General features: G+C 56.4%; 11 protein-coding genes. 6 read left to right on the top strand and 5 right to left on the bottom strand.

The features are described from left to right. Positions 1-7: 7 nt before the first annotated feature. Positions 8-1,363, bottom strand: coding sequence for a signal recognition particle protein (gene ffh / locus PL263_RS18945; RefSeq protein WP_278210848.1), 1,356 nt, complete (start codon positions 1,361-1,363; stop codon positions 8-10). A gap of 225 nt (positions 1,364-1,588) precedes the next feature. Here ffh and ccsA point away from each other — a divergent pair, with 225 nt between their 5' ends. Beyond that, positions 1,589-2,290, top strand: coding sequence for a cytochrome c biogenesis protein CcsA (gene ccsA / locus PL263_RS18940; protein ID WP_347568923.1), 702 nt, complete (start codon positions 1,589-1,591; stop codon positions 2,288-2,290). 16 nt (positions 2,291-2,306) lie between these two features. Here the strand turns inward: ccsA and PL263_RS18935 are convergent, their stop codons facing one another. From PL263_RS18935 to PL263_RS18920, 4 genes are all read right to left on the bottom strand, one after another. Continuing rightward, positions 2,307-2,504, bottom strand: coding sequence for a hypothetical protein (locus tag PL263_RS18935; protein WP_278210846.1), 198 nt, complete (start codon positions 2,502-2,504; stop codon positions 2,307-2,309). Positions 2,505-2,570: 66 nt separating this feature from the next. After that, complete coding sequence (locus tag PL263_RS18930) at positions 2,571-5,078, bottom strand: 6-hydroxymethylpterin diphosphokinase MptE-like protein (protein WP_278210845.1); 2,508 nt, start codon at positions 5,076-5,078, stop codon at positions 2,571-2,573. A gap of 22 nt (positions 5,079-5,100) precedes the next feature. Beyond that, complete coding sequence (locus PL263_RS18925; RefSeq protein WP_278210844.1) at positions 5,101-5,955, bottom strand: flagellin; 855 nt, start codon at positions 5,953-5,955, stop codon at positions 5,101-5,103. 211 nt (positions 5,956-6,166) lie between these two features. Beyond that, positions 6,167-6,805, bottom strand: a complete 639-nt coding sequence (locus tag PL263_RS18920) for an FMN-binding negative transcriptional regulator (protein WP_278210843.1) — start codon at positions 6,803-6,805, stop codon at positions 6,167-6,169. Positions 6,806-7,034: 229 nt separating this feature from the next. Here PL263_RS18920 and PL263_RS18915 point away from each other — a divergent pair, with 229 nt between their 5' ends. The 5 genes from PL263_RS18915 (at position 7,035) to PL263_RS18895 (ending at position 12,674) form a co-directional block, all read left to right on the top strand. Next, on the top strand, positions 7,035-7,721 hold the full coding sequence (locus tag PL263_RS18915; protein WP_278210842.1) for a hypothetical protein: 687 nt from the start codon (positions 7,035-7,037) through the stop codon (positions 7,719-7,721). Between the two features lie 259 nt (positions 7,722-7,980). Next, the gene (locus tag PL263_RS18910; protein ID WP_278210841.1) at positions 7,981-10,209 is read left to right on the top strand and encodes a fused MFS/spermidine synthase; all 2,229 of its coding nucleotides are present in this window, start codon (positions 7,981-7,983) and stop codon (positions 10,207-10,209) included. 8 nt (positions 10,210-10,217) lie between these two features. After that, positions 10,218-11,246, top strand: a complete 1,029-nt coding sequence (gene lpxD / locus PL263_RS18905; RefSeq protein ID WP_278210840.1) for a UDP-3-O-(3-hydroxymyristoyl)glucosamine N-acyltransferase — start codon at positions 10,218-10,220, stop codon at positions 11,244-11,246. Between the two features lie 27 nt (positions 11,247-11,273). Beyond that, a complete protein-coding gene (gene rpiA, locus PL263_RS18900) occupies positions 11,274-11,951 on the top strand; it encodes a ribose-5-phosphate isomerase RpiA (RefSeq protein ID WP_278210839.1) in 678 nt (225 codons plus the stop codon). A gap of 243 nt (positions 11,952-12,194) precedes the next feature. Next, positions 12,195-12,674: a peroxiredoxin gene (locus tag PL263_RS18895; protein WP_278210838.1), complete on the top strand. Its 480-nt coding sequence runs from the start codon at positions 12,195-12,197 to the stop codon at positions 12,672-12,674. The last annotated feature ends 247 nt before the right edge of the window (positions 12,675-12,921 follow it).

Below are 12,921 nucleotides of genomic sequence, written 5' to 3'. Positions count from 1 at the left end.
GCGCCGATCACATTCTCAGGCCGCGCATATTACTCTTCAAGCCGCGCATCATGTTGGTGATATTGCCTTTGCTGAACTTCTTCATCATCTTTTCCATCATCTGATGTTGTTTCAACACCCGATTTACCGCTTGTAAATCAAGGCCGCAACCGTCGGCAATACGTTGCTTGCGACTACCCTTGATCAAATCGGGAAACCGCCGCTCCTGCTTGGTCATCGAATTGATCACGGCAATCTGATGCGCCAAATCCTTGTCGTTGACCTTTTCCCTAATATCTTTCGGCACATTGTTCATACCAGGCAACTTATCCATCATCGCCCCCAGACCGCCCATGTTTTGCATCTGCAACAACTGTTCCTTCAAATCATCCAAATCGAAGCTTTTACCTTTTTGCAGCTTCTTGGCTAATTGCTCGGCTTTTTTCTTGTCGACCTTTTGTTCGATATCTTCGATCAGCGACAACACGTCGCCCATACCCAAGATACGAGACGCCAGCCGGTCCGGATAAAACGGCTCCAACGCATCGGTTTTTTCGCCGACACCGATGAATTTGATCGGCTTACCGGTGATTTGACGAATGGACAATGCCGCACCGCCGCGGGCGTCGCCATCGGCTTTGGTCAGGATCACACCGGTCAACGGCAGCGCGTCGTGGAAGGCTTTGGCGGTATTGGCGGCATCCTGGCCGGTCATACTGTCAACGACAAACAAGGTTTCGATCGGCTTGATCGCGGCATGCAAGGCCTTGATCTCGGCCATCATCTCGTCGTCGACATGCAGCCGGCCGGCGGTATCGACGATTAGTACGTCGACGAATTGGCGTCTAGCCGCATCAAGCGCCCGATTGACGATATCGACCGGATTCTCGCTGGCATCGCTCTCGAAAAACTTCAGACCGATGTCGTCAGCCAGGGTTTGTAATTGTTTGATTGCTGCGGGCCGGTAGACGTCGACACTGACCACACCGACTTTTTTCTTTTTCTTCTCTTTCAGATGCCGGCCCAGCTTGGCGACCGTCGTGGTTTTACCGGCACCCTGCAAGCCCGCCATCAACACGATGGCCGGCGGATTGGTACGCAGATTCAACTCTTCGTTGGCCGCACCCATCACATTTATCAGCTCCGATTGCACCACCTTGATCAGAGCCTGACCCGGCGTCAAACTGGTTTGCACTTCCTGGCCGAGCGCGCGCTGAGTAACTTGCTCGATAAAGTCGGTCACCACCGGCAAAGCGACATCGGCCTCCAGCAAAGCCATCCGCACCTCGCGCATGGTCTCCTGAATATTGCTCTCGGTCAGACGGCCTTGGCCTTTTATTTTTTTAAGTGTGCCACTCAGGCGATCGGATAAATTATCGAACATAGATACGTCTTGTTTAGCTGGTTAATTACGACTCGTTCCGGCTCAAGCGGAGTTAGAACAATACTCGGGCTTAGTTTAACATAAGGCCTACGCAACGCCTTTTGATAATTCTGCCCCGCCACTCCAATGAATATCGCAATTCTCGGCATCCTATCGGTTTTATGCTATTTGGCCGCGGCCACTTTCATCGCGAAGGACCTTTTCGCCGGACAGGAGCGCCGCCCGGTGCCTATCCGCCTGGCCTGGATCGGCGCCGCATTGCATGCCGCTTACGCCGGGACCATCTTCCTTGGCGAACAACCTTTCAACTTCAGTTTCTTTAACGCAGCGACCCTGGTAGCGCTAGTCATCTCGTGGTTTCTACTATGCGCCGCACTGGACAAGCCGGTCGAAAAACTCGGCGTCGCGGTATTCCCTCTGGCGGCGGCATTGATCGGCCTGGATATGATTTTTCCGGAAACCAACCATCCGCTGGTTACGCATAGTTGGCAGATGAGCGTCCACATTCTGACTTCCATCGTCGCGTTCAGTTTGTTGAATATCGCGGCGATTCAGGCCATCTTGCTGGCGATTCAAGACCAACAACTGCGCAGCCACCAGCCGAAAAGACTAATGCTGGCGCTGCCACCGCTACAAGCGATGGAAACCTTGTTATTTCAAATGATCGGCACAGGATTGGTGTTTTTAACCGCTGCGCTGATTAGCGGTTTCATTTTTATCGAAGACATCTTCGCGCAGCATCTGGCCCACAAGACAGTCCTGTCAATTTGCGCTTGGTTGATTTTTTCCGGGTTGTTGGTCGGGCGACTGCGGTACGGCTGGCGTGGCAGTACCGCAATCCAATGGACGCTGATTGGCTTTGTGCTGCTGCTCTTGGCTTATTTCGGCAGCAAACTGGTATTGGAATTGATCTTGAAAAGAACCTGAGCGCCGCGAACACGCATCAAGCGTAAGTATCGATTTTGCCGGCAGCAGTTGTAGCGGCCGAATCAATCAGCTTCAGCGCGGCCTCTCCCTGGGCGGCTTCGACTTCCTGGCCTTTTTTGACGACAGCCACCGCCAACTCTTGCTTATTCGATGCCTGCTGCAACACCGCTGCCAGCAGACTGGATGAATTAATACCGGATATCGAATCAGCCATCGCACACCTCCAGAACAAAAGATAGCACTGCCAAGCTTATCGCCCGACAACGCGAAATCTTTAGCCCTAACCCGCCGTTTTCTGCTCCGACAGGTGCCGCTTCAAAGCCAACGCCGCAGCGTAATCCGGTTTTTGCTGCAAAATGTAATCCAGCATCATATCCGCCCCATCGTAAATCCGGCATTCGCCGTACAACGCCGCCAATTTCATCTGTACCAGTACGTCTTGCGGGAACTGCCCGATATACGCCGCGTACGAATCGATAGCCGCAACCATGTCCTGCTGCAACCGTTGAATTTCGGCGTAGAACGGCAAATACACCGGATTCAATTGCGACAAGCACTCCAAAGCCAATCTGGCCGTTTGCCCGTCGTCGTGACTGACGCCGATCGCGGCAATTCTGGCCAAAGCTTCCTCCAGCAAGGCATCCCCCAAATCGACCACTCGCTGGTAAGCGTCCAACGCATCTTCCGGGCACTCCTGCAATTCGGCCAGATAGCCCTCGACCAAAAAGCGGTAACAATTTGCCGCCTGCTGTTGCTCGTGCTTATCCAGTGCGGCAAGCAAATCTCGCAGTTCTGCCGTTTTGCGATGTTTGAACAGCAAACCGGCCCGATGCTTTACCGCAGCCAGATTGCTGTGGCTCTTGGCTCGAGCCATGTGCTTGGTATTGCGATCGCTCAAGACGTCCGCATAACGCCGCTCCATCTCGGCAAATTCAGCAGCGAACCCGGCCGGTAACGATTCTTCGCCGAATTTTCGCCGCCACAATTTGACTCGGCCGTAACTGCGGTCTGTTTCCGCCTGAGCAAGCAGCTGAGCAAAATCGGGCTGCGGCATTTGCTCTTGCCGACGCGCAGAAACCCGATCGATCGCTGCATCGATCAAAGCCAACAACTTATTGGCGCCTTCGGCATAGGCATCGTAATAAACGTTGCCCAATTGGCGGGCTTCCTCGGCGCTCCATTCCGCATCGTCGAACGGCTTGGTCAATTTGATGAAACTGCGAATACCGAATTTTTTGACCAGCCGGCTGTATTGCCGATATTCGCGCTTAAATTTTTTCTCGATTTGGTCGAGGTTTTTCTTGTCTTTAAAACTGACGACCGTACCCTCGCTCCGATACATCGCGTCATTAATTTGGCGGGCGTTAGCAGACAGTTTGGCAATCGCTTTGACTTGGTGTTGCGCGCGTTTCAATTCGGCATGAACGTGTTCGAGATCCTGGCACCCGCCGCTCGCCGATGACAGCCGTGCCGTCAGAATGGAATCCACGTCGACAGGTTCTGAGTCCAGCAGCAACGACGCCGCCGGCAGGTATTCCACCGCTTCGATTTTTGCGGCGCCCTCGGCCAGGTTGACGATGCGACAACCGGCACGGCTCAGCAACTGGGTCTGCCGTCCCAACGACTTGATCGCTTGGGCAAAATCGCAACTGGTTGGCGCCAGATAACCGCCATTGGTCTCAACTTGCAATGAGGTGAGATTGAACCGCGGCCCAGCCAATTGTTCGTCGCTGCCTTTGGCGTGAGTAAAGCCCTCGCGGGTAAAACACAGGTCGACGCCGCATAAGATAATGCGACTGAAACCGAATTCGTAGGCCATGTTCAAGGCCGTATTGGTCACGGTAGGACCCGCGCTGCTCAGGTTTTTGATATTCAAGTCGCTCTGCCAGGGCAAGCGGGCCCCCAGATAGAGCATCGTGCCCGGCCATTGACTGACCAACGTCGGCACAGTGTGGTAAGAACAGACAAAAACGGTTTTTTCGCTGAAGTTCAGCATTTCCTTGCTGATATCGAAACTTAAATCGGTGGGGTCGACGGAAAACACGAAGTCCGGTTCGATACCAGCGGCCAGCAATTGCCTGGAAATGCGGGAGACGGCAAATACCACGCACTGCTGCCGATGCTGGATTACCCAGGGCAAAGCCTGATCGAGCGACGGCCCGCCGGCAAGAATTGCCACCGTTTTACCGCTGAACGCCTTTGCCAATAATTTGGCCGGCAACCGGTTGTCGGCTGCATTGGCGATTTGCCGGGCAATAAACGCTTCCGAACCCAATTCGGCGCTATACCGCCAGTTCAGTTGCGACAGAACTTCGGCGACGTGCCAACTCAACTCGGCGTATTCGTCGATAAAATCGTCCTGTGCGCACAACGCATTGACCGATTTCACCGCATCGATATAAAAATAATCGGCGGCTTTGAATTTTTGCAGGGTCTGCGGCCACTCGCCGGGACCGACGCAAACGATACGTTCGTCTGTCTCCCCAAGCAAGTCATGGCTGAGCAAGGCCTGCAATACCCGATCCGGCTCGATAAAAATATATCGGGTACCCTTCGGCAAAGTCTTGCCGCGCAAATACTGCAACAACATGCCGCAATCGGTACCGACAACGATGTTCAGCTCGTCTTCCCTGAACAACAGATCGCCGAACTTGGTCTCGAACAACGCCGCCGCGCCGAGCTTATCGAACGCGTGGCGATTCAGATTGAAAAAGTAGCGGTCGCCGAACGCGTTCGTCGTTAACGGCCCCAGCGCTTGTTCATCCGCCAAATCGATCGTTTCTGTCATACCTCGCGCCTGGTAGCCCGGTTTATTGCAATAGTTTCAAGACCCCTTGCGAGACCTGATTCGCCTGCGCCAACATCGCCGTGCCGGCTTGTTGCAGGATCTGGCTGCGGGTCAGATTCGAAGTTTCCGAAGCGAAGTCGGCATCCATGATTCTGGACCGCGCCGCACTTTGGTTCTCGATAGACGATTGTAGATTAGCAATCGTGGTCGTGAAACGGTTTTGAATCGCACCGAGGTTGGAACGGAAGATATCGATCTTCTCGATCGCGGTATCGATCGCATCGATCGCGGACCGCACGAACGTGGAAGTCGCAGCGCTACCGATCGAGCGGTTAGTGCCGAACAGCTCGTTGATGCCGGACATACTCAACAAATTGGATACCGTCACCGAAATCTGGTTATCCGAGGCGGTGTTGGCACCGATTTGGAAGTTCGCGCCTTGCAACGAGCCGTTCAGGATTTTCTTACCGTTGAACTCGGTGTTGGTGATAATCCGCTGCAACTCGTCGCCCAACTGGGCAAACTCGGTTTGCAGTTTTTGCCGGTCGCCATTGCTGACCGCCGCCCGGTTCGCCGCCTGAATCGCCAGATCGCGCATCCGTTGCAAGGTTTCGGTCAGCGTTCCCATGCCGGCCTCGGCAGTTTGCGCCATGGAAATACCGTCGTTGGCGTTGCGCATGGCAACCGTCATACCGCGGATCTGCGAAGTCATCCGGTCGGCAATCGCCAAACCGGCCGCGTCGTCTTTCGCGCTGTTGACCCGCATGCCTGAAGACAAGCGCTCCATGGACGTTTGCAGACTTTCGTTAGTCCGGCTCAGATATTTCTGGCTGTTCAATGAAGCGATATTCGTATTGATGACCATTGGTGATGGCATGATCGTTCTCCCGATAAATCTCTAATGAGTTTGGCATTATTGCCGCCTACCCGGATCATTCACTTTCCATGCCACATAACTTTTACATAAAAATAACAACAACTTACATAGAAACAAAAAAATTTCATCCGCCGAAGCCTGGCAAAGGCGCAATTTATTGCCGCCCCGGCACGGATTTCCAGTCAGATTCTTGACGCCGCGCAGCCGGCAATCATTTGCCCAAACACCGTCGCACCAGATCCGCCATTGCTACCGCTTGCGGCTGGCTGCTGGATTGCAATCCTGCGATTACCCCAAGCCGATTGGCGACGGGCTGGTTTTGACTGACTTTCCATTTCCCCTCCAAGCGCTCGACGGCAATTTCGATACCGACAATCTGGTTCAGCAAATTGCCAGTAAATTCGGCCGGCGCATCGGCCAAAGCCCACGGTGAGGCCAGACCGGCCTCCTGCACGTCGGTCATCTCCGCCAAGTGTCGATGCAACCAAGCGGCATCTTCTACCACCCGCAGCCGGCCATGAGCATGCACGACGGCGTAATTCCAGGTCGGCACAACTTTGCCATGCTCGCGCGTGCCGACGTACCAGGTTGGCGAAATGTAAGCGTTGGGGCCTTGGAACACCGCCGACGCCGGCCGGCGTCGGTCGTATTCGCGCCAAACCGGATTGTTGCGGGCGACATGACCATGCAACACGCCTTGCTCAGAGCCGTCATCGCGCCAAAGCAACGGCAGGTGATTGATTTCCGTTCCCGTTGAAGTCGGTGTAATCAGGCATGCCAACGGGTAGTCCCGCATCAATGCCTGGAGAAGCTGTGGGTCGTGCTCTTGAAACTGAACGGGGCTGTACATGTTGAAAACTACCAATAACCGGTTTTGAAGTTATTCCGCCAGCAGCGCCGGGGGATAGCGGCTGACTTTAACACGCTAGTCAAGATTGGCACATGGGCGGCGAATCGTTAGAATTCCGGCTACGGTCGGCATTCGAGCCCCACCGTCCGCTAGCTCACTCGACCACTAAAGCGGCGCAGCTAACCAGCTGCCGCCGGCCAAGTCTGTTTCACCGTTTAGGATCTAATCAATGAAATCTCCAGCACTCTTAACCGCAATCGCGGTCATCATGACCGGCTGCGCGGCGATCGAAACGCCGGCGCCCGCCGAAACCCTGGCGCCGATTCCCGACTTTAAACCCGCGCCCCCTCAGACCAAGACCCAGCCGGCAGAGAAAACCGGTCCGGTCGATGTCTATCTACTACCGCTAGACGATTTCTCCGCCGATTACGCCGCACAAATGGCGAAAACGTTGACTAAGGAGTTCGGCATTCGGGTCAAGGCCACGTTGCCGCTGGGTAGCTTGCGCTTGCACGCCTTTCCCGGCACTCAACAATACGCCGCGCAAGACATCTTCGAACAAGCCGGTACGGTGATGCGACGCTTGCCGGAAGGCGGCAAGCACACCCATTTCGTATTCCTGACCAACCGCGACATCAATGCTCGTGACCGCAATTTTCGTTTTCAATTTTCCTTCCACGACCGCGATTGCCGCTGCTCGGTCGTTTCTGCCGCACGCATGCACCAACCGGGAGATACCGCGACCAGTCCGGCAGTGGAAACCCGCTTTCTGAAAATGACCAAGCGCGCGATCGGCGAAATGGATTTGGGTTGGACCCGCTCTACCGACATCAAAGACCTGATGTATTCGCCGATTATGAGCCTGGACGATTTGGACGCACTCGGCAACCGCCATCCGCCGATCCGCTCCCGCTAACCGAGTTGGCTATTGAAGGCTGGCGACCAGCAGCCGGACTCGGGCACGCCAATACGGGGCCGGCCGCGATGGAAGTCGCCAAAACCTTGACGCGGCCGATATCGCCCCTGCGAACAATGCGTCACCGAGCGAACAAAACTTCCGCCCTTTCGCTTCCCCCGGCGGCAAAGGCTGGTCACTCGTATCGCCGGAGCGGCCACAAGCGCCGCCAAATGCTTTATGATGGGCCGCGACTCGTTCGGCCACAATCAGAATAACAATGAACAGCACCGCACAAACTGCCCGCCAATCTTCGATTTCTCCCGTCATTCCATTCGCCGCCACCCTGTTCGCCAGCGCCACGTTAATGTTCGTGCTGCAGCCGATGTTCGGCAAAATCCTGCTGCCCTTGCTGGGCGGCACGCCTGCGGTGTGGAATACCTGTATGGTGTTTTACCAGACCTTACTGTTCCTCGGCTATCTGTATGCCGATTGGCTCAGTTCGCGTTTCGGCAGCCAGCGCCAGTTGCAAATCCATACCGCGCTGCTGATATTCAGTGCGATCGCGTTACCGGTAGCGTTGCCGGCAGACGCGACGCCGCCCACCGCCGGCAATCCGACGCTATGGCTGGTTTGGACTTTGTTCCTGGCCATCGGCCTGCCCTTCTTCGTGGTGTCGACCACGGCACCGTTGCTGCAAAAATGGTTTTCGCACAGCGGCCATCACAGCAGCGGCGATCCCTACTATTTATACGCCGCCAGCAACGCCGGCAGCCTGTTGGCGCTATTAAGCTACCCGTTTTTGATCGAACCCAATTTGGGCCTGACGACGCAACAGCTGGCCTGGAGTGGTGCTTACGTCGGCTTGTGCCTGCTGATTCTGGTTTGCGGCATCAGTTTTTGGCGGAATCAGGCCGATAAGGCCGAAGACGAGGTGCTGGCCGATGCCGGCGTCGAACCGCCCACGACGTTGCAACAACTGCATTGGCTGGCCTTGGCTTTCGTGCCGTCCAGTTTATTGCTCGGCTTGACTCAGTTCATCAGTACCGACATCGCCGCAGTACCGTTGTTGTGGATCGTGCCGCTGACCTTGTACCTGCTGACCTTCATTCTGGTGTTCGGCACCTGGGCCGACCGGCTCCGGCCGTGGATGCTGGCCGCGCAGCCGGCGGTATTGACGGTATTCATCGCCTATTCCTTCATCAATCCGGCCACGCTGCCTTATTGGCTGGACCTGATTCTGCACCTGATCGCGTTTTTCCTGGCGGTAATGGTTTGCCACGGCGAATTGGCGAAAAGCCGGCCGCATCCACAATATCTGACTCGTTTTTATCTGGTGATGTCGTTCGCCGGGATGTTGGGCGGACTGTTCAATACCTTCGTCGCCCCGTTCGTGTTCAACTCGGTCTACGAATACCCGATCATGATCGTCGCGGCACTGTTGTTGCGGCCCGGCTTTTTCGACGGCAAATGGTTTCTGCAGCCGATTTTCCCGGCCGTGGTGTTGGCGGTCGGCCTGATCGTTTATTTCAGCAGCCGCGAATTGTTTGATTATCTGGATCTGATCGGCGGCGCCCTGATCCTGCTGGCCGGCGTCAGTTACGCACTGCGCCATAGCCCGATCGCGCTGGGCTCGCTGACCGGCGTGTTGCTGCTGTTTACGCTGGGCCTGCACAGCATGGCCTCCAACACCCTGTACCAGGAACGCAGTTTTTTCGGCGTGATGTCGGTGCGCGACACCGTGATCCCGGACGAAAACCAGAAGCCGGAAACCGTGCACGAGCTGTACCACGGCACCACTAAACACGGCGCACAACGCCTGACCCCCGGCAACCTGACGACACCGTTGACCTACTACAGCAAACCCGGCCCGATCGGCCAAGTGTTCGCCGAGTTCGACGCCGAAAACCAGCATTGGCATATCGGCGCGGTCGGCTTGGGCGCCGGTGCGCTGGCCTGCTACTTCAAGCCCGGCCAGCAATGGACGTTTTACGAAATCGACCCGCTGGTGGTCGAGGTGGCGCAAAATCCGAAATGGTTCAGCTACCTGAGCCGCTGCAACCCGCAAGCCGAAATGGTGGTCGGCGACGCCCGCCTGTCGCTGGCCAAAGCCGCCGACCGCAGTTTCGACTTGCTGGTGATGGACGCCTTCAGCTCGGATGCGGTGCCGACCCATCTGCTGACCCGCGAAGCCTTGCAGCTATACTTCGCCAAGCTGAAAGACGACGGCCTGCTGGCGTTTCACATCACCAACCGCCACCTGGCTTTGAAAAAAGTCATGGCCGACCACGTCAACCAGTTGCATCTGGCGGCCTTGCTGCAGGAATTTAAACCGGAAACCGATGTCCCTCTGGTGGTCGCCACCGACTGGGTGGTGATCGCCAAGAATCCGGAACGCCTGCAACGCTTGCAGCAAAGCCGGCTCGGCCACTGGCAAAAATTACCGTTGACCTTCGGTCTGCAACCCTGGACCGACGACTTCACCCATATTATTGGAATCTGGAAATAGGAAACGACATGCTGATTAAGGATCTGGCCCAACACTGCGACGCCACCGTACACGGCGGCGACGCGTCGGTCTTCATCAACTCCGCCGCCGACATCATGTCTGCCCACGCCCATCAGGTGACGGTACTGAGCGACGGCAAATACAAAAAATATTTGAAAGACACCCAAGCCTCCGCTTGCTTTATCAGCGAAGCCTTGATCGACAGCGATATCCCGGAAAATCTGGCCCTGTTGGTGTGCAAGGACCCGGAAATCAGCTTCTTGAATGCGGTGAAGGCACTGCACCCGGAACCGGCGCTGAAACGCCAGGTGTCCGAACATGCGGTACTGGCCGATACCTCGACGCTAGGCTACGACGTCCACGTCGGCCCGTTCGCCACGATCGGCCAACACAGCAGCATCGGCGACAGCAGCACCATCGAAGCCGGCGCCCGCATCGGCAACCACGTCTCGATCGGCAAACACTGCCACATTCATCCGAATGCGGTGATTTACGACCACAGTGTGATCGGAAATAACGTCATCATCCACGCCGGCGCGGTAATCGGCGCCGACGGCTTCGGTTACAAATTCCGCGACAACCAGCACGTCAAAGTACCGCACGTCGGCCACGTCGAAATCGCCGACAATGTCGAAATCGGCGCCAACACCTGCATCGACCGCGGTGCGCTGGGCGCGACCAAGATCGGTGCCGGCAGCAAGATCGACAATCTGGTGCAACTGGGCCACAACAACATCGTCGGCCGCAACGTCATCATCTGCGGCCAATCCGGCATCTCCGGTTCCTGCACCATCGAAGACGGCGCGATTCTGGCCGGCAGCACCGGCGTCGCCGACCATGTCAAGATCGGCTCCCGTGCCGTGGTGATGGCGCGTAGCGGCATCTCGGCCGACGTCGATCCCGGCGCGCAAGTGTTCGGCAGCCCGGCCAAAGACCGTAAAGTGGCCTGGCGGGAATTGGCGGCGCTGGCCAAGCTGCCGGAGCTACTGCAAAAATTCAAGGCGCTGGAAACGCGGATCGCCAAACTGGAAGAGTAAAACCACCCTAAATGCGAGGAGACGGCCATGAACGATAAACAACGCGTTGCCCACTACGCGGCTCAGCAGGTGCAAAACGGCATGATCGTCGGCCTCGGCACCGGCTCCACCGCCAATTTCTTCATCGAAGAACTGGCGCGCCGGCAAAGCGAGGAGAGTTTGAAATTCAAAGTGGTATCCAGCTCGGTGGTCAGCGCCAATAAAGCCAAGCAGTTGGGCCTGGCATTGTTGGGCATAGAACATATCGACGGTCTGGATTTATACGTCGACGGCGCCGACGAAGTGGCGCCGGACCTGACGCTGTTGAAAGGCCGCGGCTACGATCTGGTGCGGGAAAAGCTGCTGGCCAAAACCGCCGACTCGTTTTTGGTCTTGATTGACGCCAGCAAACGGGTAAAACGAATCGGCGAAAATTTCCCGATTCCGATCGAAGTCAGCCCGTTCGCCTGGCGTTTGGTACAACGCAGCGTCGCGGCGATCGGCGGCCACGGCAACTTGCGGCAAACCCCGAACCAGGACGGCCTGGTGGTGACCTCGCACGGCAGCCTGGTGCTGGACGTGGCCTTCGAACCCAATCTGGACGGCAAAACCCTGAACGAACGTCTGAACGCCATCCCCGGCATCGTCGAACACGGCATATTCAGCGGTCTGACTCGCGCGGTGTTTTGCGGCCACGACGGCAAAGTCGACGAGCAGTGGGCTTAAGCAAAGGCCCGACTCTAGCAAAACGTCACTGGCGGCCCACTCGAATCCGGTCCCGGCTTTGCCCCACTGCTTTTGGGGTAGATAGGGCCGGAAAACTTGGTTCATAATCGGCCAATTGCGGTTTCAACCAAAAACCGCTCCCAATTTCAACGACCGTTGGTCTTGAAAACCCGGCGCCCGCCAACGCAGCGCCACCCGGACTTGGCTCCGGTTCCTACAGGCCGAAATCGAGAGGAGAATCGCATGTCACAATTAGAAAAAAACCAGGAAGCGCCCTTCTTCCGCGCCGTCAACCAACACAATAAACCGGTTTATCTGGCCGACTATCAGGGCGAAAAGAACATCGTGCTGTATTTCTATCCGAAAGACGACACCCCGGGCTGCACCATAGAAGCCAACGACTTTACCGCATTGGCCGACGAATTCGCGGCGCTGGATACCGTCGTGATCGGCGTCAGCAAAGACGATTGCGAAAGCCACCGCGCCTTCATCGCCAAATACGGCCTGAACGTACAACTGCTGGCCGACACCGACGGCACCTTGTGCGACAGTTATGGCACTTGGCAGGAAGTGGAAAAAGACGGCGTCAAAAAAAGGAAAATCGTTCGCTCCACTTTCATTATCGATAAAGACGGCAAGCTGGTGGAAGCCATGTACGGCGTCAGCCACGAAGGCCACGCCCAAGCGGTGCTGGACATCGTCAAAGGTCTGGCGGCGGCATAACCCGGCTTTCCCCGGGTTGCGGCATGCGCCGGAGCCCGGTTCCCGTTTTTTAATGTTCAAGCTGTCGGCCGCCGACCGGCCGATAGCCTGCTCCCCCGTTCAAATCCCGCTGATCACCCTCCGACCTCGGCGGCCTCGAATTCGGCCGCGCGCACTGAGCTCCAATAGCAGAGCCGCATAACATCCGCCACTCGAATTCCGCTACCGCGGCGAAATACAAAATCCTTATATTTCCTTTATCCCGGTT

Origin of the sequence: Methylomonas sp. EFPC3, assembly GCF_029643245.1 — a bacterium.
Classification (GTDB): Bacteria; Pseudomonadota; Gammaproteobacteria; order Methylococcales; family Methylomonadaceae; genus Methylomonas; species Methylomonas koyamae_B.
Note: the sequence above shows the minus strand (reverse complement) of the source record. Positions and strands in the feature narration are given on the sequence as shown.